This window comes from Rhizobium sp. BK251, assembly GCF_004345245.1.
Classification (GTDB): domain Bacteria; phylum Pseudomonadota; class Alphaproteobacteria; order Rhizobiales; family Rhizobiaceae; genus Rhizobium.
Map to the genome: position 1 here is coordinate 317969 of NZ_SLUQ01000006.1, position 21689 is coordinate 339657.

Below are 21689 nucleotides of genomic sequence, written 5' to 3' on the forward strand. Positions count from 1 at the left end.
TCCGTCTGAGACCTTGGCGACGGCGCCTGCCACAGCCGCCCGATCAGCCCCAGAGGAGCTGCGACTTGGCTCCTCGGTATCAATTGTTTGGTGTGAATTCCGCGGCGTGCTGCTTCACAAAATCGATTACAGTGGTCGGCTCGTTGCCAGTAATCCTGAGCACCTCGCCTGTCATGCGGTCGTAACGCCCCTCCTGATGGAGCTTCGCCATAACGGCAAGATGGCTGATCAGATGAAGTGGAACGCCGAGTTCCCGCAGCTTGTTTGTCCAGGCTGACAGCGGCACGTCGACATAGCGGATTTGACGTCCGAGGGCTTCCGAGAAGGCACGCGCGTAGTGGTCAAGATCGGCCGACTCCGCTCCCGTCAAGTTGTAGATGTTGCCGATATGAGGCTTCGGCTCGTCCAGGACGGCCGCGACTACTCGCGCGACGTCGACTGCCGAAATCGGCGACGTCCTGGCGCTTCCGAGCGGCAATGCCAGTTCATTGCGTTCCCGCACGCCCGCAGCCGCCAGGCGCAGGAAGAAGCTCTCCAGAAATACCGTTGGTCGCACCGTGACGACCGGAAGGCCCGACCAGGCCAGCGCTTGTTCGGAAAGCCAGTGCAGCTTATGCTGCGGACTGTCGGTCGTCTCGGCAATGCTCATCTGCGTTACCGTCATCTGGGACATGTTGACGAAGGCCTCTACCCCATGATGCCGCGCGACCGCGGACGTATTCACGGTGGCTTCGAGGTAGCTTGGTGAAACCGACATCCCGAAATAGACGCGATCACTCCCTTCGATCGCGCGATGCATTGAGGCGAGGTCGGTGAGGTCGCCGAAAACGACGTCGGCGCCCAGCTTCCGAAGCGCCGCGGCACGGTCATCCTCCCGACGAACTAGGGCACGCACCTTGTTGCCCTTCTCGATAAGCATTGCCGTGACGTTGCGCCCGATGGCGCCGATATCACCGGCCGCTCCCGTCACCAGGATCGGTCTGTCGGACCCAGCGTTCATGTTCATTTCCATTGCCTTTCCTACTTCGATTGGTGGACTTGCGGGACCTCCGCGGCCCTCTCGTCGTTTGCATTTGCTGCATATACAACATCAAAGACGCATCTCAGTCGTCCGGCTGTGAGAGCGGAAGGCGGTTGTCGGCGACATCGAATATCGCGTGTGCTCCCGCATCGCCAAGCACCTCCTTGGCTTTTGCCTGCGCGGCCCGCCACGAGGCAGCGGCTGAATCCAACAAATCTCGACCTGCCTTCGAGATGACGATCGGACGGCTCCGACCGCCAACCTCAGAGACCACCTCCTCTACCCAGCCTTCCGTGAGCAGAAGCGCCAGATTGCGCGTCAACGTGGAGCGCTCCTGGTGATTGGCTCGCCCGATCTCCGCGCGGCTCGCACCTCCCATCTTCGCAATCAGCACCAACAAGGAGAACTGGGGCGCGTTGATGCCGTGCGGCCGTAGGGAATGATCGTAAATGCTCGTGATAACGCGAGCGATGCGTCGGGTGCGCGTCATCATGCACTCCCGAGTAACCTCGCCAACCACCTCGATACGTGTCTCATCATTCATCGCCATGTCTCCTAATAGTGTATATGCAACATATAAGGCAAGCCAATTCTGGTAGGATGGGATGTGCGTTGGGACATTGAGCTGGAGTCGGTACAGGCGGTCCGCGCTTGAGGGGCGGCCTGTCAGATACCCAGAAGCTCCAAGTTCGGACGACCGGTGCCGCGGAACGGAGGCAAGGACTACCATGCACCCACAACCGGGTACGGCCAATTCTGTATTGTCATGTATCTCCATGCCGCCTCGAAAAGAAACCTTACACAACCGAGGGAATTGGACACACTGGCGATACTTGGCCTCCATCCTCCTGTCCTTCATCGCAAAGAGGAGAAAATCATGCCATTCCTGTTCAAACATCTGGCCGTCACTGCTGCGGGCGCGCTGATTGGCGTCTCGGCCTGCGCGCAAACGCCAACCAACATCGCGCCGCCTGCCGCCGTCATTCCTCTTGCATCCGAACCGCCGCCAAAGCTCATTGCGTTCCCGCCGCTGGCCGAGCCTTTGGCGCGAGGGGTCGTGATCATTCAGTTCCGGACGGAGAACATGCGAGTAATGCCAGTCTTCGGCAAGGGTGCGTTGGAAGTATCACCGCATGTCGGCCATCTCCACGTGACCGTCGATGGCCAGCAGGGAACCTGGGCCCAGACAAGTGGCGATCCGATTATTCTAATGGGATTAAAGCCTGGTGCGCATAAGGTCCTGCTGGAACTTGCCGATCCGACCCACAGGATTCTTGCCAGTGAAACTGTCGCCGTGACGGTCCCGGGCTGAAGGCGGCCAAATCCCGAGCGCATGGGTGGCCTTGCTCAAAAAAAGCAGGCCACCAGAACTATGATGAGGCATCATTTCCAAAAAGCTGAACGCCAGGCTCCGTCGACAATTGGACGCGCAGCGTGGCGAGCATGGCGGACGGGTCGGAGCAGCAAGCCTCTCGTTGCTGGCTGGCCAGGTCTACCCCGCCCGACCTCCTCTCATCCGAGCGCCGAAAGCGGTCACTTGACCGGTACGACGAGCGTTTTTCCCGCTTCGACGATGTAGGTCGCTAGTTCGGAGGCCTTGGTGTCACCGACATTCCTGGCCACGTGCGCCACGCCAGAAGGAATGAACAGAGCCTCGCCCGCCTTCAAGGTAACTGGCTGCCGGCCCTCGAGCGTATACTCAAGTGTGCCTTCGAGGACATAGGCCACTTCTTCGCCGGGATGCGAATGCTTGATTGAGATGGCGCCTGGCTCGAAGTCAACACGAACCTGTACCGCTTCGCGGCCTTCGGCGCTGATAGGCTCCTGCAACAGATCGGTGCGCGAAACTCCATCCTGCTGCGCCATCGCGACATGCGCCGTGAAGGCGCCTCCTACCAAAAGCATCGCGGCAATAACCAGCGGAGTGCGTTTCATCTGCTTGTCCCTTTCCTCGTCGTTAGTTTAAGGCTCTGGACCGAGTGACCGGTAGAGGGTCGTCAACGAAACCAGCGACCATATTTGATCTAGGCGCTGTATTGGGAATGTGTCCGGCGACGTGGCCTTTTGTAATTTACTGTGTTGGAGCCGAGACGCGCGCGCGGATGGGGAGGCCGGATACTTCACGCCCGCCTCTACTTGCGATCGGTCGGTGATCAGCGGTGAATTCTCGCTGTCAGCGCCAGGATCCAACGCTTCCGGAGATCGCAAAAACAGTCGTAGCCAGGTTAGCCTTCCTGTCTGCGCAGCGGTGTATTCGCGAGACGAAACAGGTCAGGACACCTGTGCTGGCCGCGTTGCTTGATCTCTGCTGACCGACGGTCCCGACGACGGCAGATCTTCGGACGCGAGCAGGTGGGCCGCCATGCGTTTAGCCTGCCGCGCGGGCTCGGCTATGCGGGTCACCTGTGCAACGGCCATCGCTCCTTCGTGAAGGAGATTGATTTCGGCCGCGACGCGCTTGGGCTCGGCAAGCCGTGCCGCATGGGCTAGCTCCTCAAAATATGCGAGCACGAGCCGCTTATGCATGGCGGCAGCGCGGAACACTGGATTGACGGTGTCTTTGTGCTCACCTGCCGCGCTCATGAATAAGCAGCCGCGGAACTGCTTCTCGTCGAACCAGTCTTCGAGGAAATCGAACGTCACCAGAATGCGCTCGATCGGATCGCTTGCATGCTGCTCGACGTAGGCACGCATTGCAACACGGTCCTCGTCGTCACGCCGTTCGAGTGCTGCCAGGATCAAGTCCTCTTTTGTTTCGAAGTGCCGGTACAGCGTCGTCTTCGCCACCCCGCTCTCGGCAATGATGAGGTCGATTCCCGTCGCCTGATAGCCGCGCTGATTGAACAGACGCAGCGCCGTGTCGAGCAGGTGATCCCGGATTTCTGAACGGCGCATCTCATCCTCATGATACTGTTACAATTCAGTATCGTTACTTAATATTCGCTCGAGGCATTGGCAAGGCCCTGCTGGGCAGGACCGGCAACATTGAAAGAGGCACCTGAAAAATCCGTACCTGGGGTACGCCCGCCGGAAATGGTCGAGATTCTTCTACTCAGAAAAGATACCTATCCCGATCTTATGGAGGACATCAAGCCGCCCATCCGAGCCTCGTGCGCAGCACGATTAGAGCTAACTAATTTATTTTTAAGGTCATTTTGCAATTTCTGGTGCTGCCCGTTTCACCTTCGAATATGCGCCTCATCGATAGAATATATGTACTCATATCTACATGCCCTCCCCTTGCTACGCGCTGCCGGGTCAGCCCGGATGAAGCCAAAAAGGAAATATCCGAAGGGCGAAAGCCAAGAAAATTCGAAAATTCTTATTGTCAATCGATACAGATCTGTATATTTTGCCTTCATCGATACAGATCGGTATCGTTATTTCCGCGGCAGTCGGCTGATCGCCACCGCGAACAACCCAGGAGAAGACAATGCCACGTGTTTCTATCGACACCGTCGCGGCATACCCGAGCCAGGGTCGCGCCGCCTTCGCCCTCAATCTTGTCGACCGCTACGGCCGGAGCGTCTCTGCCGTCGGACTTTATGCGTCGCTGGTCGTGATCTATGCTTGGTTTGGCGGCATGAAGTTCACCGCCTATGAGGCGGAAGGCCTAGTCGGCCTGGTCAGCAACAATCCGCTGTTGAGCTGGACCTATTCGCTCTTCAGCGTGCGCGGCTTCTCAAGCCTCCTCGGCATCCTCGAACTCAGCATCGGCGCCCTTATCGCAGCGCGGCTAATCGGCCCAGTGTACTCCCTCATAGGAGGCGCACTCTCGGTCGGGCTATTCATGACCACGCTCAGCTTCATGGTGACGACTCCCGGCGTGCTCGTTCCGGAGCTCGGATTTCCGGCGATCTCGGTCGCTCCCGGCCAGTTCCTGCTGAAGGACATCGGCTTGCTCGCCCTCTCCTTCTGGATCGCCATCGACTCGCTCGCGGCGCTCCGCACAACCCGCACCTGATCGCCGACGAGGGCGGTGCTCCTCGCTCCGCCCTCCGTCCCCGTATCACGGTGGCGCGACCCCCATTTCCAGCCCCGCGTATCGATCGGCTCAACTAAATGAACGCCCAATTGTTTTCGGCAGTATCCAGTTGAAGATCGGCGTCCATACACTCGTCATTGCGACGAGAGCCCAGGGCCGCTAGCTTCGGCTTGCCTCGCAGAAGGCATTCAACTGACGCGGCGTCTCGACCAGCGGCGGCGCTTGGCTACTGGCCGTGTGAAATGACTCACAGGGGCTGGCGAAAGACGGCTTGCGTCTTATTTCAACGAGGGAACGGGAAGCAAAGAGCGCGAGGACGCGGGCAATGGCAAAGAACACGATCTGCATATGGTACGACAAGGACGCCGAGGCTGCTGCCCGGTTCTACGCCGAAACCTTTCCCGACAGCGCAGTGGGTGCCGTCATTCGTGCGCCTGGAAACTATCCGTCCGGCAAGCAGGGGGATGTGCTGGTCGTTGAATTCACCGTTGCAGGTATTCCCTGTATCGGCCTGAACGGCGGTCCAGCGTTCACTCACGACGAGGCCTTCTCATTTCAGATCGCAACTGACAATCAGGAAGAAACCGACCGCTACTGGAATGCCATTGTCGGCAACGGCGGCCAGGAAAGCGAATGCGGCTGGTGCAAGGACAAATGGGGTGTGTCCTGGCAGATCACGCCGCGCGTACTGACTGAAGCGCTTGCGGCAGGCGGTGATCAAGCCAAGCGTGCTTTTGATGCGATGATGACGATGAGGAAGATCGACGTCGGGGTGATTGAAGCCGCTCGGCGTGGCTGACGCGCCAACGCGTTGTACGATAATTTCTCTGGCAGAGCGTCCACGGTCTGGAGCTTTGGAGGCCGCTGGACGAGGGCGCAATCCCATTTGCTGAAGGGGCTAACTCCTCGTGAATGCACTAGGATCGGGCGCTGCCGCCGCAAGCGTAGAGATTTGGGCAAATATGGCCTTGATCGGCGTGCTGGCATTTGTTCTCGGCTTCGCCATGAACCACGGATCGATCTGCACCGTCATCGCGACGACGGAACTGGTTTCGGAGAAGAGGCCGGCTCGATTGGTCGCTGTGGTCGAATGCGCCGTTTGGGCAGCCCTCACCTACGCAATCCTCGAAACGTCACCGATGATGGAGGGTGGATGGTCGCCCCTCGGCTACCTGGTTCCTGCAGCCATCCTGTTCGGGCTCGGCGTCTATGTGAACGGCGCCTGTGTTTTCGGGTCTGTCGGGCATTTCGGAAATGGCGAAATAGACTTCGGCTTCACGTTTCTCGGCATGTTTGCGGTGTTCTACATCGAATCTCTGTTTGACTTACTGTCGGATCAGCCACCGATAAGTGCATCCCCACCGGTCGGGGCGGTATTGCTGGCATTTGCGCTATTGGGCTTCCTGGTGCTGAGGTTCGGTATATCGATCAGATCCGAGTCCAATTTCCAACGGCTGACGCTCTCAATGGCAGCGATCGGGATCGCCTCCGTGATCCTGTCGATCCTTGCGCCTCGTTTCTCGATTACGACATCGGTTGGATCGATTGTTTCGATACCCGTCGCGAGCGCGGTGATCTTGGTGTGCATGTTCGGCGGAAGTCTGGTATCCGCGAGATTTAGAAGACGTCGATTTGCCCTGAAATGGCCGACACTCAAGGAGGTATCGAAGAGAACCTTCGGGGGCACACTCATGGGATTGGGTGCGCTTTTCATTCCAGGCGGCAACGACACGTTGCTGCTTGTTGGACTTCCCATGGGGGCATGGCAAGCGGTGCTTGCCTACCTGCTTATCGTTGCAACGCTTGCCGCGCTCATCGCCAAATTCGGTTCGCTGGCAAGGTCATGGTCATGACCCCATGCTCGGGCCACACAGATTGCTGCGTTGAAATGTTCTTCGCCCGACCGCGGCAAACCCCAGTGGTAGAGATCCTCACGACGCCCGGCCGTGATCCGAGCGGCCAAATTGCTGCCAGAGGGACCAGTTCTCGACATCCCGATCGTATGAGAATGTATCTCGCCTGGATCAGCCCGACATTTGCTTACAATCCGCTGGGTGAGCAGAAACATCCCATACACAAGATGGGCGCTTTTGTCTGCGTGCGCCGAAAAGGCAGAAGGCCACGGCGCGATGGATCAGTCACGAAGGACGAAACATGACCGCAAGAACCGCACATCAGCTGTTGGGACACGCCGTTGTCGGTACCAACAACCTGGATAGCGCCGCAAACTTCTATGACAAATTGCTGGCCGTATTTGGCGTAGGCCGCATTCTCGAGCAGCCGGGCCGGGCTATATACTTCGGCCAGACAAAGCTCGAGTTTGGCGTGACCAACGCTTACAACGGTGAGCGCGCTACCGTAGGCAACGGCAACATGGTTGCCTTGAGCGCACGTTCGCGTGCCCATGTCGACGAGGTGCACGCCCTGGCATTGAAACTCGGCGGAACCGACGAGGGACAGCCAGGTCCCCGCGGACCAAACCAGGATGGTCCGTACTGCGCCTATTTCCGCGATCTCGACGGCAACAAGCTGTTGGTCTTCCGCGCTGGCGAAGACGAACCCCAGGCGTGACTTGCTGACCGCTCGATCCCTAGATCGAGCGGTCTATACCTCGACACGTGCCCTAGCCAAGCAGGGTAATTCCTGAGGATTCCGCCCATGGCGGTGCCAACAGGCCCTGTCCTGGTCAACGGGGAGTAGCAGGATCCGACAGGCATCGGGCGCTCGTTTGCGGTATGGTTCAAACAATTGGGCGATCCACACGCATCATACGGGCTCGATCGCCTTCTCCAATGCTTTTTCGATTTGTCCGATAGCTAGTTGAAAGGAGACTTTCCAATGGCAGAGCATCCATCCGAGATAACCGGAGCAGAGACCAAGGCCGGCGATGGAAGTGCACTCGACGCCCTCATCGAATTCTATCGGGCGTTCAACGCGGGCGATATCGCCGGCCTTGCCGCCATCTGGGAAGACGGCGATGCGCCGAGTATGGACAACCCGATCGGCGGGATTCGCCGGGGCTGGGATGCGATCCGGGAAGGCTACCTCAATCTGTTCGGAGGCTCTGCCAAGGTTCAAGTGACGTTCCACGATTTCACGAGCCAGGGCGGGTCCGATTGGTATTTGTTTGTCGGACGCGAGAGGGGCGTTTGCACGACACCTGATGCGAGCCTCGATCTGCGCTTCCGAACGACGCGATGGTTCATCCGGACCAATGGCCTGTGGCGTCAGCTCCACCATCACGGCTCGATAGAAGAGCCCGCACTGCTTGCCGACTATCAAAGAATGATATTTGGGGAGCGCTGATTGGATCTAGTCTTGTCAAGCAGCTCAGTGGGAGTGGATATCCGCCATCGATCGGACTGCAGCAGGGCGATGGCCAACTTGAGATCTCGATCGGGCACCGCGCCATGGCCCTTCTAATAAAGTACTTCCTTCAATAAAACCTGTTTCAAGTGAAACTACACTACAAGTATTTGGAAATAAAAGAACAATATTGCCCTTTCATAAAGCCTCCGTTTAGTAACTAGGAGGCTTTATCATGATAATAAAAAGTACAATTTCGACTGTTCTGGGCGTTTTTCTCTTTACTACAGGCATCGCCCGCGCCGACATCGTGGTCGGCGTCGCAGGGCCTTTGACTGGTCCGAATGCAGCCGTTGGCGAACAGTTCATGAAGGGAGCGGAAAAGGCGGCCGCAGCCATGAATGCGGCCGGCGGTATCAACGGCGAGAAGATCGTGCTGAGTTTTGGTGACGACGCATCCGATCCGAAGCAGGGGATTTCGGTGGCGAACAAATTCGTCGCCGACGGCGTCTCCTTCGTGATCGGTCACTACAATTCGGGGGTCTCCATCCCTGCGTCCAACGTCTATGCCGAAAACGGCATCCTTGAGATAACGCCCGGCTCGACCAATCCCGACTTCACGGAGCGGGGATTGTGGAACACATTTCGTGTCTGCGGCCGGGACGACCAGCAAGGTGCCGTGGCGGCCAACTACATCATTCAGAAGCTGAAGGGAAAGCCGCTCGCGATCATCGATGACAAGACGGCCTATGGCGTTGGAATCTCAAGCGAAGTCAAGAAGGCCGTCAACGCTGCCGGCATCAACGAAGTGATCAGGGAGGGGATTACGGTAGGGGACAAGGACTACGCGGTTCTCATCTCGAAGATGAAGGCCGCGGGCGTGCAGGTCATCTACTTCGGCGGCCTCTACACCGAAGGCGGCCTGATCGTTCGGCAGGCGGCCGACCAGGGCCTGAAAGCGGTATTGATCGCCGGCGACGGCATCACCTCAAGCGAATTCGGCCAGATTGCCGGCAAGGCGGCGGAAGGCACCCTGATGACCTTTGCTCCCGATCCACGGCTCAATCCGCGTGCCCGCGAGGTGGTCGATGCTTTCCGGAAGGACGGCTTTGAACCCGAGACCTACACGCTCTACGCCTATGCGGCGCTCGAGGTCCTCAAGGCCGGCATCGAGCACAGCGGCTCCGCCGATCCTCAGGAGGTTGCCGACACCCTTAAGAATACAAACGAGGGTATCGAGACCGTTCTCGGCAACCTTCGCTTCGATGAAAAGGGTGATCGCCGGGACCAGGACTATACCATGTACGAGTGGAAGACCGACGCAACCGGTGCGATGACCTATTATATGATCCACTAGCAGCGCTATGACGGCGGCCCGACATTGATCCGGCCCAGACTACCGTCATTGATCTTCTCCGGGCAGAGCGCTTTCATCATTGCGCTCTGCCTTCGCTGGTGCCTCGGCTGGGCAACGCCCGGGGTGTGGTCGGAAAACCTTGCCCACGTCGTCCGTGCCGGTCGCCCAGACCGGCACGAAGGCAATCACCAGGCCGTGAAGCCGCCATCGACAAGAAGATCGTGGCCTGTGACGAAAGATGCAGCCTTGCTGGAAAGGAAGACGGCCGGCCCCACCATCTCGTCGACGGTCGCGATGCGCGCCATCGGTGTCTCGGACTGGAAGATCTTGAGCTGCTCGGCGACCTCGGGACGCTTGTTCATCGGCGAAAGCGTATAGCCCGGGCTGATGGCGTTGACGCGCAGCCCATGTGCCACCCACTCCATCGCGAGGCTCTTGGAGAGATGGATGACGCCCGCCTTCGACGTGTTGTAGTGAGCCTGGCTCAGTCCGCGATTGACGATCGACCCGGACATCGAGGCAATATTGACGATCGAGCCCTTCTTTCGCGGGATCATGACACGTGCCTGCGCCTGGCAGGAAAGGAAGACGCCGGTCAGGTTGACGTCGAGCATGTGCTGCCAACGGTCGCGCGGCATTTCTTCGGCGGGCGCTGCATTGGCGATGCCCGCTGAATTCACCGCAACGGAAAGCGGGCCGAGCTCGCGCTCCGTCTTTGCTACTGCGCCCGCAAGGTCGCTTTCGCTGGTCACGCTGCCCCCGACGATAACACCCTTGCGGCCCTTGGCCTCTACCGCGGCAAGGGTCTCCGATAGTCCCGCACTGGAAGGAAGATCGAAGAGAGCGACATTCGCTCCGGCCTCCGCAAGACCGATTGCAATCGCCTGACCGATGCCGCTGCCGGCTCCGGTTACGAACGCGACTTCGCCATCGAGTGAGAAAAGTGACATGCGTGTCTCCTGAAAATGACTAGGCGGTCGCCCGCTCCATGACGGTGTGGCGGGTCGCTTCCTGCCCCTGAAGAATGCCCTGGTTCCGGCCACGCGCCATGACCAGGACCTTGTGTGACAGGCCGAGAACCTCATCGAGATCCGAGCTGACGACAACCACCGCCATACCCTGCCCGGCAAGCTCCGCGATCACGTCGTAGATCGCAGAGCGCGCGCCGACATCGATGCCGCGCGTCGGCTCGTCGAGGATGACGATCTTCGGGCCGACCGAAATTGCGCGCGCAATGACGATCTTCTGCTGGTTGCCACCAGAAAGCTCGCTCGCCTTCTGTTCCGGCCGTCCCTTGATCCCGAAGCGCTTGATGGCTTTTGAAGCAAAGCCCGTGATCGCTCCCGGCGTTACCCAACCGCTGTCGCTGATGCGAGGGTAATTGCCGAGTGCGATGTTGTTGGCAATCGTGTGGTCGAGCACCAGGCCTTGCAGCTTGCGGTCCTCAGGCACGAGGACGATGCCGGCAGCGATGGCGTCTGCCGGACCGTTCAGCGTGATTACGCTCCCGTCGACCGACACCGAACCGGATTTGATCGGATCGGCACCGGCGATCGCCCGGACGAGCTCCGTACGACCGGCACCGATGATGCCGGCGATGCCAAGGACCTCGCCCGTGGCAACACTGAAGCTAACATCGCTGAAATCGCCAACCGCGGAGGAAAGATTCCTGACCTCCAAGAGCGGCCTTGCGCCCGGTGCCGGCAGCGCCGGAAACATGCGGTCCAGCGTACGGCCGACCATCGCCTCCACCACCGCGCCAACCGGCACGTCCGCGCGATCGAAGCTCGTCACGAGTTCGCCGTCGCGAAGCACGATTACCCGGTCCGCGATACGCGCAATTTCCTCGAGGCGATGGGAAATATAGATGAAGGAAACGCCTTCGCGTTTCAGGCGCTCGATCTGCTCGAAGAGCCTGTCAGTCTCTTCGCCGCCAAGCGCAGCGGTCGGCTCGTCCAGGATCAGGAAACGCGCGTCGAGCGTCAGCGCCTTTGCAATTTCGACCTGCTGCTGGGCCGCGACACGCAGTTCCTTCACCTTGGTTGCCGGCGAGATGTTGAGCCCCAGGCGCTTGAGCTGCTCGCCGGCACGTCGGTAAATCTCGATGTTGTCGATCCGCCCGCCACGAACCGGAAGCCGGCCGACGAAGATGTTCTCCGCAATCGACAGTTCGGGCAGCAGACGCATCTCCTGGTGGATCAGTCCGATCCCAGCGGACAGCGCATCGGAGGGAGATGACGGGGCGTAGGGTTGCCCCTGCCACGTCATCTGCCCTTCGCTGGGAGGAACCAGGCCTGCAATGATGGAAGACAGCGTCGACTTGCCCGCGCCGTTCTCCCCGAGAAGGGCAACTACCTCGCCCTTGCGAATATCGAAACTGACGTTCTGGAGGACAGTGATCTTGCCGTAAGTCTTCGAGATATTGCGGACGGATAGAACGACCTCGCCGGAGCCAGAGTCCGGGACTTGGTGAGATTGCTGAACCGGGGTTGTCGCCATGTCGTTCCTCCTTCACGATATGAGCTGCCGCGCCCGGCCATGTGGCGGGCGCGGCACATTGATCAGGGATGTTCCTTGATGAAGCCGTCGACGTTGTCGGTGGTCGTGAGCGTCGCGGGCTGCAGCTGCTCGGGAGCGAGCTTCTTGCCGCCGACCAGGTCGAGGGCGGACTGGAGGGCGAGCCGGCCCATGCCCTGCGTCTGCTGGGTCATGGTGGCCTTGAGCGTGCCAGCCTTGACCGCTTCCAGGCCGGCGCGGTCACCGTCGAAGCCGACGATAACGGCATCCGTCAGACCGGCAACCTTGGCAGCCTGCGCAGCGCCGAGCGCAAGCGCGTCAGCACGCCCGAAGAAGATGCTGATGTTCGGATTACGCTGGAGCATATCCTGAGCGATCGCAAAGCCTTCGTCCTGCATCCAGGCATTGGACGCCTGGCGGCCGGCTTCCGAAATGCCCGGGCAACTTGTCATTGCCTCGGTAAAGCCCTTGTCGCGGTCCTGCTCCGGCGTCGTGCCGAGCTGTCCCTGGATGATCGCGAGCACGCCCTTGCCGCCCGAGACCTTGCAGACGTAGTCGCCAAGCTCCTTGGCTGCGGCAACGCTGTCGGTCGCGATGAAGGTATCGCCGGGCGCGCCGTCGGGATTGCGGTCTACGGTCACGACCGGAATGCCGGCTTCCTTGGCGGCCTTGACGGGAACGGTGGCTGCCGTTGCGCCGGCCGGGATATAGATCAGCGCCTTGATCTGACGCGTAATCAGGTCCTGGATCTGACTCACCTGCGTCGCGCTGTCGCCCTTGGCGTCCACAGTCACGACTTCCACGCCCTGATCCTTGGCGGCTTTCTCAACGGATTCCTTGATCTGGTTGAAGAAGTCCGCCTGCAGGTTCGCCACAGCGAGACCGATGGTGACCTTGTCCTGGGCGTGCGCGGCAAAGGCCATCACGCTGAAAGCAACCGTTGTTGCAAAAAGACGAATAGAATTTTTCATGCATTCCTCCACTTGTTAAGATTGTTGGCCTTGGGCCTGTGAGTTGACAGAGATCACGCACCCCCTCCCTGGTGCTGGTCACCTCCTCTTGCGTCCAAGCGTGTCGAAGGTTACAGCCGCGGCGATCACAATGCCGATGAGCACCTGCTGGACGAACGGCGACACGCCGAGGAGATTGAGGCCGTTCCGGAGAACGCCGATGATGAAGACGCCAATGACGGTGCCCGAGATGGAGCCGACGCCGCCCGAGAGCGATGCGCCGCCGATGACGACCGCAGCGATGGTGTCCAGTTCATAGCCGAGACCTGCGCTCGGCTGGGAACTGTCTAGACGCGCGGCAAAGGCGACGGCAGCGATCCCGGCCAGGGCGCCGCTGATTGCGTAGACGATGCATGTTGCGCGGTTGACCTTGATGCCGGCGAGACGGGCAACCTCGGGATTGCCGCCGATGGCGAAGAGGTTGCGCCCGGCAGGACGGTATTTGAGGATGAGCGCTGCGACGATCGCGATCACGATGAAGGTGGCGACAGTCATCGACAGAAAGCCGAACTGCCGAACGGTCGCCAGCGAGGTAAACCATTCCGGATAGCCGACGATCTGCTTGCCTTCGGTCAGGATATTCGCAAGCCCGCGCGTCGCCGACATCACGGCCAGCGTCGCTATGAAGGCCGGCAGCTTCGCGACGGTCACCAGCAGTCCGGAAACGAGACCGCAGAGCGCGCCGGTCAGCACGCCGACGACGATCGCAAGACCGAGCGGAAGGCCGAGCTGTCGCTCCATCACGCCCATCATCATCATCGAGAAGGCGAGTACCGAACCGACCGAGAGGTCGATGCCGCCGATGACGATCACCAGCGTCATTCCGATCGCCAGGATGCCCAGAACGGTGATCTGGTCGAGGACGTTCAGACCGTTGCGCGCCGACAGGAAGTATTCCGATGTCAGGGAGAAGAAGACGCAGAGGATGATCAGGCCCACCAGCGGCCCCGATATCTTCTTGACGAAGGAAATGTTAATGCCACCAGGCTTCGTCACTGCCTGTTCCGAGATTTCACTCATTGATACCTCCCTGCCGCTTATGCTCTTTCGAGCCGCTGCAACTTGAATTCAGTAGGTGGTCGCTACGCCTGCACTCCGAGCATCTCCACGCCCGTTTACGGAATGACCGCGCGATCGGGCCACCATTCGCCTCCATTCCATCCGCAGTCTCTGCCGACGGACGTCATCGGTCGCCGGCGTGAAGACCGTGCCATCGCGCGGCAGTGCCTTCAGATCCGCAAATGTCCAGATGCCTGCGCCGACGCCCGCAAGGTGGGCCGCGCCAAGCGCCGACAGCTCCGCCATCTCAGGACGCGCGACCGGCACGCCAGCCATGTCGGCCTCGAACTGCATCAGCAGATCGTTCTTCGTCGGTCCGCCATCGACATAGAGCCGTTCGACGGAAAGACCCGACGCGCGTACGCGGTCGAGAACGTCGACGATCTGATGGGCAATGGAATCGACCGCCGCGCGTGCTACCTGCGCACGCGATGTTCCAAGCACGATGCCGCCGACGAGCCCGACGGCATCCGCATCCCAGTAGGGCGAGCCCAAGCCGCCGAAGGCCGGCACGATAGCAACACCGCCGCTGTCGGGAACGTCCGATGCAAGCTTTGCAAGCGTGTCGGTGTCGATACCCAAGAGGTCGGCAAGCCAGATCAACGTCGAACCGACCGAGCGGATGTTGCCTTCGAAGGCGTAGGCGATGCTGTCCGTCTGCCAGGCGATGGTCCGGCACACGCCGAGATCGATCTTCTCCGACGGGGTCCTGCTGTCGTAGAGCCCCATCACGGAGGAGCCCGTTCCCTGCGTTGCCTTCACCTTGCCGGGCTCGAAGGCACCGTGGGCGAAGAGCGCGGCATGTGAATCGGCCAGCACCGCCGTGACGGGCGTGCCGTCGGCAATATTTGCGATGCCCTTTACGCGAACGAATTCGAAGCTGGAAGGAACGATCCGCGGCAGGGCCGCCGCCGGAATCTTGAACAGGTCCAGAAGTCCCTCGTCGAACCGGGCCTTGTCGAGATCGACGAGTTGCATGCGCGAGGCGTTGCCTAGTTCGACGACATGACCGCCGCCGAGCCGATAGATAAGGAAGGAATCGATCGTGCCGATGCAGATTTCTCCCGCCCTGGCCCTGGTCCGATCGGGATTGATGCGATCGAGCAGCCACTGAGCCTTGACCGCGGAGAACATCGGATCGAGCGGCAGCCCGGTTTTGGCGCGGATCATGCGTTGTTCCGCCTCCGGGATAGCCTGGCAAAGGGCAAGCGTTCGCTGGTCCTGCCAGGACAGAAGCGGGGTCAGCGCCCGGCCGGTCGACCGCTCCCAGATGACGCAGCTTTCGCGTTGCGTCGAAAGGCCGATGGCGACGACATTCGAGGAGAGCTCCGGAGTAACCGCGGCAGCAATTGCCTTCAGGACACTTTGCCAGATTTCTTCGGCATCCTGCTCCACCCAGCCCGCCTGCGGGGTCGCAAGGCCGAGCGGGCACTGTCCGCGGGCAACGACGCGACTTTCGCGATCCACCAAGAGAGCCTTGGTTGAGCCGGTGCCCTGATCGATGGCGAGGATGAGCGGACGAGACATCGGCTAGCCCACCAGTTGCCTTGCGGCGTCGGCAATGCCCTTTGCCGTCAGCCCGAAATGCTCAAGCAGGAACTCGTTCGAACCGGTTGGAGCAAAGCTCGTGACGCCCATAAGCTTTGCCCGTGCCGGATGGTGTTCGGCAAGAACCGTTGCAACCGCGGCGCCGAGACCACCCGCCAGCACGCCTTCCTCAGCGACTACAAGGCCGCGCGTCTCGCTGGCCGCCTTGACGATTGTCTCGACGTCAATCGGCTTGATCGTCGACACGTTCAGCACGCGGGCGGAGATGCCTTCCGACTTCAGCAGCGCGGCCGCATCGAGTGCGCGGGAGACCAGTGTCCCGGTTGCGACCAGCGCCACGTCCGTTCCCTGGCCATGCACATCGATCTTGCCGAAGGTGAATGGGGCGTCGCTGTCGGCCGGCGTCACGGAAGGAACCTTGAAACGGCCGACACGCATGTAGACCGGACGGCCGGACGCTGCCGCCCACTGCATCGCAGTCCGCGTCTGTGCCGGATCCGCCGGTACCAGCACATCGAGATTGTCGATGGCGCGCATCCAGCTCAGATCTTCGATCGAATGGTGGGTCGGGCCGAGTTCGCCATAAGCCATGCCGGGGCTCATGGCGCAGAGAACCACACCGTAGTTGGAATAAGCGATATCCGCCTTGACCTGCTCGGTGGCGCGTCCGGACAGGAAGGGGCCGGCCGCGCAAACGAAGGGAATGAACCCGCCGTTGGCGAGGCCTGCGGCGACACCCACCATATTCTGTTCCGCAATGCCGACATTGATCAGACGGTCGGGAAAGCGGTCGCGGAACGCGTTGAGATTGCTCGACCCGACGGAGTCGTTGCAGACCGCCACGATGCGTTCATCCGCTTCAGCCATGGCGATAAGCGTTTCTGCAAATGTGACGCGGCAGTCGAAAGTTTCCGGTTTGATTGCGCTGGAAGCGTTCATTAGGCGAGTTCCGTGAGTGCGAGTTCGACCTGTTCCTTCGAAGGGACCTTGTGGTGCCATTCGACACGGTCCTCGATGAAGGAAACTCCCTTGCCCTTTATCGTATTTGCAATGACCGCGAGCGGCTTGCCGTCCCGCGGCTGGGTGAACGTCTTGAGCAAGGCGGAGGTATCGTTGCCGTCTATCTGCGCGACGCTCCAGCCGAAGGAAGCCCATTTCTCCGCCAGCGGTTCCAGCGAGGCCGTATCTTCGGTGCGCGCACCCTGCTGGAGGCGATTGCGGTCGACGATCGCCACGAGATTGTCGAGCTTGCGGTGCCCTGCCGTCATCGCCGCCTCCCAGTTGGAGCCTTCCTGCAGCTCTCCGTCGCCGAGAACCACAAAGACCTGCCAATTCTTCCGCGAAAGCTTGGAGGCGACGGCAGACCCGACACCGATCGGCAGACCATGACCGAGCGGACCCGTGTTTGCCTCAACGCCTCTCACCTTGCGGCGATTCGGATGACCATTGAGCGCCGAAAGCGGCTGCATGAAGCTCTTGAGATCGTCGACCGGGAAATAACCGCGCAGTGCCAGCGTTGAGTAAAGTGCGGCGGCGCAGTGCCCCTTCGACAGGATGAGACGGTCGCGACCGGGTGCATCAGCATGCTCCGGATCGGCGTTCAGGACGCCGAAGACGGCGGTTACGAGAATATCCGTGACGGACAGGTCGCCACCGATATGGCCGGCCCCAGCCGCATCGATCATCTTTACGATGTTTCGGCGAACAAGCTTCGCGATCGCTGCAAGCTTCTGCGCCTTCTCGGCATCCGCAAGGCTGCGAATGCGAGCAACATCGATGGCGCTGTTCGAGGGCCACACAGAGACCGTCATGGCATCTCCTCCGTCATTCAGTGTGAATATTTATTCAGTCTTGATTTAATATTCATGATAAGCCATGATCGAACCATGTCAAGCGTGGATCGAAAAAAACGAGAGGGAGCCGTTGCGCGGCCTTGGAGGGCCAGCGGATGCGACGGGTGTACGCAGCGTGCCCCGGATGCAAGCCGCAAGTTCCAATCCGCCGTTTTATTCCATAAGGGTAGGAGTTCGACCGAGCGCCGACATTCAACGGGGCGGCGCCCACACATTGCAGGGGTCTATCCTTTTATGAGCCGCACCAACGAACTTCGCCTGATGACGCGGGTCGCCCAGATGTACCATCTGGAAGGACTCAAGCAGAACGAGATCTCGGAGATCCTGAGGATATCGCAGGCCTCCGTATCGCGCCTCCTTCGCCGCGCCGAGGCGGAGGGAATCATTCGCGTCTCGGTGGTCGCCCCGAGCGGCACCTATCCCGACCTCGAATCCGCCATTCGAACGAAATACGGCATTGCCGAAGTGATCGTCGCCGACTGTCGCGAAGACAACGATGACGCGGTGTTTGCCGCAATCGGCGTCGCCGCAGCCCATCTTCTGGAGCAGACGCTCGAGGATGGCGACGTCATCGGCGTATCGAGCTGGAGCGCCACGCTCCAGCAGATGCTCGACAACATCCACCCGATCAAAAGGGTAAGCTCCGAGCGGGTCATACAGCTCCTGGGCGGCATCGGCGTTCCGAGCGCGCAGATCCACGCAACACAGCTCACAACGCGGCTCGCACATCTGACCAACGGAGTGCCGCAGCTTCTCCCCGCGCCTTGCGTCACCGGCTGTCCGGAATCGAAGAAGATCCTCCTCTCCGACCCCCACGTCAGGTCAACAATGGAGCAGTTCAAGCGGGTGACGACGGCCTTTGTCGGCATCGGCGCCATGGCGCCTTCGCAGAACCTGATCTACTCGGGCAACACGTTCACCGAGACCGAACTCGAAGAGCTTTCGAGCCGCGGCGCCGTCGGTGACATCTGCCTACGCTTCTATACGGCCGAGGGCGAACCGCTCGCCGGCGAAATCTACGAACGCGTCGTCGGGATGACACTTGAAGAATTGCGCGCGGTGCCCCGCGTCATCGGGACCGCAGGCGGCAAGCGCAAGACCCAGGCGATCGCCGGAGCGCTGCGGGGCAAGCTCGTCGACGTTCTGGTGACCGACCGCTTTACGGCCGAGCGCCTCACCCAACTCACATAGCTTCACCAACCGAACCAAAGCATCAAGGGAGGTTCAATGTCTCGCTTTCAAAACAAGACAGTCGTCATCACCGGAGGCAGCCGCGGCATCGGTGCCGCGATCGCCAAACGTTTTGCGCGAGAGGGCGCCAACCTTGTCGTTTCTGCAAACGAGGAAGCGGTCCATGCCGTTGCCGAAGAGATCAAGCGCGAAGGCGGCAAGGCGATCTCCTTCGTCGGCGATGTCACGGACAAGGCAAGTGTCGTTGCGCTCTACGACGCTGCCGAAAAGGCATTCGGGTCCGTCGACGTGTCCATCCAGAACGCCGGCGTCATCACCATCGCCCGCATCGAGGACATGACCGAGAACGAATGGGACAAGGTGATGGCCGTCAATACCAAGGGCGTCTTCCTCTGCGCACAGGAAGCGATCCTGCGTATGCGCAAGCACAAGCGTGGCGGGCGCATCATCAACACCGCCTCCGGCCAGGCCCGCGACGGCTTCATCTATACCCCCCACTATGCAGCATCGAAGATGGGCGTCGTCGGCATCACTCAGAGCCTCGCAAAGGAAGTCGCTGTCGAGAACATCACCGTAAACGCCTTTTGCCCTGGGATCATCGAAACCGACATGTGGGCCTATAACGACCAGGCATGGGGCAAGCTGCTCGGCAATTACGGTCCCGGCGAACTGATGAAGGAATGGGTCAAGGGCATTCCGATGAAGCGCGCGGGCACGGGCGAAGATGTTGCGGGCCTCGTGACCTTCCTTGCCAGCGACGATGCGGCCTACATCACCGGCCAGACGATCAACGTCGACGGCGGCCTCATCATGTCGTAATCCGGCGATCGCCCCCGGTGAACGATGTGTTCACTGTGGGCAGGCCTGATATGCGCATCAGGGAAAGCAGGGCCCCTTGCTTTCCCACCCATCTCGAACCTATGTTCAGGCTGTTCTCAGGGCGGGGCGAAATTCCCCACCGGCGGTATCGGGAGAAATCCCGGAGCCCGCGAGCGCTTCCGCAGCCGCGGAAGGTCAGCAGATCCGGTGAGAGGCCGGAGCCGACGGTATAGTCCGGATGGAAGAGGACAACGCAGGAGGAGCCTTCTCTCCGAAGGCTCATCGATGCTTGTTCGCCCAAGGGAAATTTGGCGTCCACGAGTTTTGGGGCGCAGAAAATGCCGGCTCCCCGGCATAACCCTTGAAAGGCAAAGTGCATGACGATTTCGAAAATTGAGGATGCGATTGCGGCGATTGCCCGCGGCGAAATGGTTGTCGTTGTCGACGACCAGGACCGCGAGAACGAGGGCGACATCGTCGTCGCGTCCGATTCCGTGACGCCCGAGGCAATCGCGTTCATGATGAGCCGCGCGCGCGGCCTTATCTGCGTGGCGATGGAGGGCGAGCGGCTCGACGCGCTCGACATCCCGCTGATGGTTCCCCGCAACACTGAATCGCACAAGACCGCGTTCACGGTCTCAGTCGACTACATACCGGGAACCAGCACCGGCATTTCCGCGGCGGACCGAGCCGCCACCGTGTGTGCCTTGGTCGATGAGCGGACGCGCGGCGCCGATTTCGCGCGGCCGGGGCATATATTTCCGCTTCGCGCGCATCCGGACGGCGTTCTCGCCCGCCCCGGCCATACCGAAGCGGCTGTGGAGCTTGCGCGCCTCGCCGGCAAGACGCCCTCGGGAGTCATCTGTGAGGTCGCCAACGACGACGGCACGATGGCCCGCCTTCCCGATCTCGAGGTTTTCGCCAAGCGGCACAATCTCCTCCTGGTGACGATCGAGGATTTGATTGATTATCTGAGGTCGGGACAATCACAGCACGACCTGGAAGGTATCCAAGTATCCGAGATGAGGTCGGTGGCCTGAGCGGCCCAATCGTAGCTCCCTGACACTTTAAGTGAGAGTGCGTTCGTGCCGACACCGGCGAGCTTTGTCTCGCCGGTGTCGAGAAGTTTCGGGAACCGGCTAGATGCCTTGGCCGCCGGAGACTTCGATACGCTGCGCGTTCACCCAGCGGTTTTCCTCAGACAGCAGTCCCGCGATCATCGGGCCGATGTCATCAGGCAGGCCGGCGCGGCCGAGCGCGGTGATGTCGGCAAAGAACCTGTTGAAGTCCGGCGTATCCCGGACTGCACCACCAAAGAAATCGGTTTCCACCGCCCCCGGCGCCACCGTGTTGACCGCGATGCCGCGGCCGCCGAGTTCCTTGGCCATGTAGACGCTCAGCACCTCGACCGCACCCTTGACGGCCGAATAGGCGGACCAGCCGGGTGCGGAGACGCGCGTCAGGCCCGAGGAAAGGTTCACGATTCGGCCACCGTCGGCGAGCATCGGCAGCAGCTTCTGGGTGAGAAAGAACACGCCCTTGAAGTGGACGTCGACCAGTTTGTCGAACTGCTCCTCCGTCGTGTCGCTGATGAGCGCGTAGTCGCCATGGCCGGCATTGTTGACGAGGTGATCGAAGGTGTCCCGCTGCCAGTTTTCACGTAGCACCGCCTTCAGGCGATCGGCGAAGGCGGAGAAGGTGGCGACATTGCCGGTGTCGAGCTGAAGTGCAGCGGCCTTACGGCCCATCGCTTCGATCTCGGCGACGACGGCGCGCGCTTCGTCGCTGCGGCTATGATAGGTGATGACGACGTCCCCGCCCCTGTTGGCGATGTTGAGTGCGGTATTGCGGCCGAGCCCGCGGCTCGCACCGGTGACGATTGCGATCTTGGTCATCCTGGACCTCCGTTGTTGTGACCAACGCAATATCGGGTATGGGAACGTATCGCTGTTGCCGGATACTCGGCGTTCTTTGCCTAATCCTCCAAGGCGAGTTTACGCGACGGCCCGCCATCGGTTAACGT

The 21689-nt window shown here is 60.5% G+C and carries 22 protein-coding genes and 1 riboswitch; of the genes, 10 read left to right on the top strand and 12 right to left on the bottom strand.

Going from position 1 to position 21689, the window contains the following annotated elements:
• Positions 1 to 79: 79 nt before the first annotated feature.
• Positions 80 to 1000 (bottom strand): NAD(P)H-binding protein, encoded by a 921-nt coding sequence (locus tag EV286_RS17030; protein WP_132958332.1) that lies wholly within the window; start codon positions 998 to 1000, stop codon positions 80 to 82.
• Between the two features lie 103 nt (positions 1001 to 1103).
• On the bottom strand, positions 1104 to 1565 hold the full coding sequence (locus EV286_RS17035; protein ID WP_245500735.1) for a MarR family transcriptional regulator: 462 nt from the start codon (positions 1563 to 1565) through the stop codon (positions 1104 to 1106).
• Between the two features lie 333 nt (positions 1566 to 1898).
• Between EV286_RS17035 and EV286_RS17040 the strand changes: the two genes are divergently transcribed.
• A complete protein-coding gene (locus EV286_RS17040) occupies positions 1899 to 2333 on the top strand; it encodes a DUF6130 family protein (RefSeq protein WP_132958334.1) in 435 nt (144 codons plus the stop codon).
• A gap of 221 nt (positions 2334 to 2554) precedes the next feature.
• Here EV286_RS17040 and EV286_RS17045 read toward each other — a convergent pair whose 3' ends face one another.
• Positions 2555 to 2956 (bottom strand): cupin domain-containing protein, encoded by a 402-nt coding sequence (locus tag EV286_RS17045; RefSeq protein ID WP_132958335.1) that lies wholly within the window; start codon positions 2954 to 2956, stop codon positions 2555 to 2557.
• A gap of 336 nt (positions 2957 to 3292) precedes the next feature.
• Positions 3293 to 3916 carry a TetR/AcrR family transcriptional regulator gene (locus tag EV286_RS17050; protein WP_132958336.1) on the bottom strand — a complete coding sequence of 208 codons (624 nt, stop codon included), beginning with the start codon at positions 3914 to 3916 and terminating at the stop codon, positions 3293 to 3295.
• Between the two features lie 538 nt (positions 3917 to 4454).
• On the opposite strand from EV286_RS17050, the gene EV286_RS17055 reads away from it, so the two are divergent.
• The 6 genes from EV286_RS17055 (at position 4455) to EV286_RS17080 (ending at position 9669) form a co-directional block, all read left to right on the top strand.
• The gene (locus EV286_RS17055; protein ID WP_132958337.1) at positions 4455 to 4985 is read left to right on the top strand and encodes a DUF417 family protein; all 531 of its coding nucleotides are present in this window, start codon (positions 4455 to 4457) and stop codon (positions 4983 to 4985) included.
• Between the two features lie 346 nt (positions 4986 to 5331).
• Entirely contained in the window at positions 5332 to 5805 is a 474-nt protein-coding gene (locus EV286_RS17060; RefSeq protein WP_132958338.1) for a VOC family protein, read from the top strand.
• 205 nt (positions 5806 to 6010) lie between these two features.
• Complete coding sequence (locus EV286_RS17065) at positions 6011 to 6859, top strand: YeeE/YedE thiosulfate transporter family protein (protein ID WP_245500747.1); 849 nt, start codon at positions 6011 to 6013, stop codon at positions 6857 to 6859.
• Positions 6860 to 7160: 301 nt separating this feature from the next.
• Complete coding sequence (locus EV286_RS17070; RefSeq protein WP_132958340.1) at positions 7161 to 7577, top strand: VOC family protein; 417 nt, start codon at positions 7161 to 7163, stop codon at positions 7575 to 7577.
• A gap of 267 nt (positions 7578 to 7844) precedes the next feature.
• Positions 7845 to 8312, top strand: a complete 468-nt coding sequence (locus tag EV286_RS17075) for a nuclear transport factor 2 family protein (protein ID WP_132958341.1) — start codon at positions 7845 to 7847, stop codon at positions 8310 to 8312.
• A gap of 235 nt (positions 8313 to 8547) precedes the next feature.
• Positions 8548 to 9669 carry a branched-chain amino acid ABC transporter substrate-binding protein gene (locus EV286_RS17080; protein ID WP_132958342.1) on the top strand — a complete coding sequence of 374 codons (1122 nt, stop codon included), beginning with the start codon at positions 8548 to 8550 and terminating at the stop codon, positions 9667 to 9669.
• A gap of 185 nt (positions 9670 to 9854) precedes the next feature.
• On the opposite strand, the gene EV286_RS17085 is transcribed toward EV286_RS17080, so the two are convergent.
• The 7 genes from EV286_RS17085 to EV286_RS17115 all read right to left on the bottom strand — a co-directional run bounded on the left by EV286_RS17085 (position 9855) and on the right by EV286_RS17115 (position 17614).
• Positions 9855 to 10619, bottom strand: coding sequence for an SDR family oxidoreductase (locus EV286_RS17085; RefSeq protein WP_132958343.1), 765 nt, complete (start codon positions 10617 to 10619; stop codon positions 9855 to 9857).
• 19 nt (positions 10620 to 10638) lie between these two features.
• Positions 10639 to 12168, bottom strand: a complete 1530-nt coding sequence (locus tag EV286_RS17090) for a sugar ABC transporter ATP-binding protein (protein WP_132958344.1) — start codon at positions 12166 to 12168, stop codon at positions 10639 to 10641.
• Between the two features lie 62 nt (positions 12169 to 12230).
• The gene (locus EV286_RS17095; protein WP_245500748.1) at positions 12231 to 13109 is read right to left on the bottom strand and encodes a substrate-binding domain-containing protein; all 879 of its coding nucleotides are present in this window, start codon (positions 13107 to 13109) and stop codon (positions 12231 to 12233) included.
• 126 nt (positions 13110 to 13235) lie between these two features.
• Positions 13236 to 14216 (bottom strand): ABC transporter permease, encoded by a 981-nt coding sequence (locus EV286_RS17100; RefSeq protein ID WP_132958346.1) that lies wholly within the window; start codon positions 14214 to 14216, stop codon positions 13236 to 13238.
• Between the two features lie 48 nt (positions 14217 to 14264).
• Entirely contained in the window at positions 14265 to 15782 is a 1518-nt protein-coding gene (locus tag EV286_RS17105) for an FGGY family carbohydrate kinase (protein WP_132958347.1), read from the bottom strand.
• A gap of 3 nt (positions 15783 to 15785) precedes the next feature.
• Positions 15786 to 16742, bottom strand: coding sequence for a transketolase C-terminal domain-containing protein (locus tag EV286_RS17110; RefSeq protein WP_132958348.1), 957 nt, complete (start codon positions 16740 to 16742; stop codon positions 15786 to 15788).
• A complete protein-coding gene (locus EV286_RS17115; protein ID WP_132958349.1) occupies positions 16742 to 17614 on the bottom strand; it encodes a transketolase in 873 nt (290 codons plus the stop codon). Before EV286_RS17115 ends, EV286_RS17110 begins: the two co-directional genes overlap by 1 nt.
• Positions 17615 to 17890: 276 nt before the next feature.
• On the opposite strand from EV286_RS17115, the gene EV286_RS17120 reads away from it, so the two are divergent.
• From EV286_RS17120 to ribB, 3 genes are all read left to right on the top strand, one after another.
• The gene (locus EV286_RS17120) at positions 17891 to 18847 is read left to right on the top strand and encodes a sugar-binding transcriptional regulator (protein WP_132958350.1); all 957 of its coding nucleotides are present in this window, start codon (positions 17891 to 17893) and stop codon (positions 18845 to 18847) included.
• Between the two features lie 36 nt (positions 18848 to 18883).
• Positions 18884 to 19666, top strand: a complete 783-nt coding sequence (locus EV286_RS17125) for a glucose 1-dehydrogenase (RefSeq protein ID WP_132958351.1) — start codon at positions 18884 to 18886, stop codon at positions 19664 to 19666.
• A gap of 108 nt (positions 19667 to 19774) precedes the next feature.
• A riboswitch (FMN riboswitch) is annotated at positions 19775 to 19920 on the top strand.
• 123 nt (positions 19921 to 20043) lie between these two features.
• Positions 20044 to 20706, top strand: coding sequence for a 3,4-dihydroxy-2-butanone-4-phosphate synthase (gene ribB / locus EV286_RS17130; RefSeq protein ID WP_132958352.1), 663 nt, complete (start codon positions 20044 to 20046; stop codon positions 20704 to 20706).
• 99 nt (positions 20707 to 20805) lie between these two features.
• On the opposite strand, the gene EV286_RS17135 is transcribed toward ribB, so the two are convergent.
• Positions 20806 to 21561 (bottom strand): SDR family oxidoreductase, encoded by a 756-nt coding sequence (locus EV286_RS17135; protein WP_132958353.1) that lies wholly within the window; start codon positions 21559 to 21561, stop codon positions 20806 to 20808.
• Positions 21562 to 21689 lie beyond the last annotated feature (128 nt).

Bases quoted from the DNA above. Each gene is read 5' to 3' on its own strand.
- EV286_RS17030 (WP_132958332.1), bottom strand. From the start codon at position 1,000: ATGAACGCTGGGTCCGACAGACCGATCCTGGTGACGGGAGCGGCCGGT.
- EV286_RS17035 (WP_245500735.1), bottom strand. From the start codon at position 1,565: ATGAATGATGAGACACGTATCGAGGTGGTTGGCGAGGTTACTCGGGAG.
- EV286_RS17040 (WP_132958334.1), top strand. From the start codon at position 1,899: ATGCCATTCCTGTTCAAACATCTGGCCGTCACTGCTGCGGGCGCGCTG.
- EV286_RS17045 (WP_132958335.1), bottom strand. From the start codon at position 2,956: ATGAAACGCACTCCGCTGGTTATTGCCGCGATGCTTTTGGTAGGAGGC.
- EV286_RS17050 (WP_132958336.1), bottom strand. From the start codon at position 3,916: ATGCGCCGTTCAGAAATCCGGGATCACCTGCTCGACACGGCGCTGCGT.
- EV286_RS17055 (WP_132958337.1), top strand. From the start codon at position 4,455: ATGCCACGTGTTTCTATCGACACCGTCGCGGCATACCCGAGCCAGGGT.
- EV286_RS17060 (WP_132958338.1), top strand. From the start codon at position 5,332: ATGGCAAAGAACACGATCTGCATATGGTACGACAAGGACGCCGAGGCT.
- EV286_RS17065 (WP_245500747.1), top strand. From the start codon at position 6,011: ATGAACCACGGATCGATCTGCACCGTCATCGCGACGACGGAACTGGTT.
- EV286_RS17070 (WP_132958340.1), top strand. From the start codon at position 7,161: ATGACCGCAAGAACCGCACATCAGCTGTTGGGACACGCCGTTGTCGGT.
- EV286_RS17075 (WP_132958341.1), top strand. From the start codon at position 7,845: ATGGCAGAGCATCCATCCGAGATAACCGGAGCAGAGACCAAGGCCGGC.
- EV286_RS17080 (WP_132958342.1), top strand. From the start codon at position 8,548: ATGATAATAAAAAGTACAATTTCGACTGTTCTGGGCGTTTTTCTCTTT.
- EV286_RS17085 (WP_132958343.1), bottom strand. From the start codon at position 10,619: ATGTCACTTTTCTCACTCGATGGCGAAGTCGCGTTCGTAACCGGAGCC.
- EV286_RS17090 (WP_132958344.1), bottom strand. From the start codon at position 12,168: ATGGCGACAACCCCGGTTCAGCAATCTCACCAAGTCCCGGACTCTGGC.
- EV286_RS17095 (WP_245500748.1), bottom strand. From the start codon at position 13,109: ATGGCCTTTGCCGCGCACGCCCAGGACAAGGTCACCATCGGTCTCGCT.
- EV286_RS17100 (WP_132958346.1), bottom strand. From the start codon at position 14,216: ATGAGTGAAATCTCGGAACAGGCAGTGACGAAGCCTGGTGGCATTAAC.
- EV286_RS17105 (WP_132958347.1), bottom strand. From the start codon at position 15,782: ATGTCTCGTCCGCTCATCCTCGCCATCGATCAGGGCACCGGCTCAACC.
- EV286_RS17110 (WP_132958348.1), bottom strand. From the start codon at position 16,742: ATGAACGCTTCCAGCGCAATCAAACCGGAAACTTTCGACTGCCGCGTC.
- EV286_RS17115 (WP_132958349.1), bottom strand. From the start codon at position 17,614: ATGACGGTCTCTGTGTGGCCCTCGAACAGCGCCATCGATGTTGCTCGC.
- EV286_RS17120 (WP_132958350.1), top strand. From the start codon at position 17,891: ATGAGCCGCACCAACGAACTTCGCCTGATGACGCGGGTCGCCCAGATG.
- EV286_RS17125 (WP_132958351.1), top strand. From the start codon at position 18,884: ATGTCTCGCTTTCAAAACAAGACAGTCGTCATCACCGGAGGCAGCCGC.
- ribB (WP_132958352.1), top strand. From the start codon at position 20,044: ATGACGATTTCGAAAATTGAGGATGCGATTGCGGCGATTGCCCGCGGC.
- EV286_RS17135 (WP_132958353.1), bottom strand. From the start codon at position 21,561: ATGACCAAGATCGCAATCGTCACCGGTGCGAGCCGCGGGCTCGGCCGC.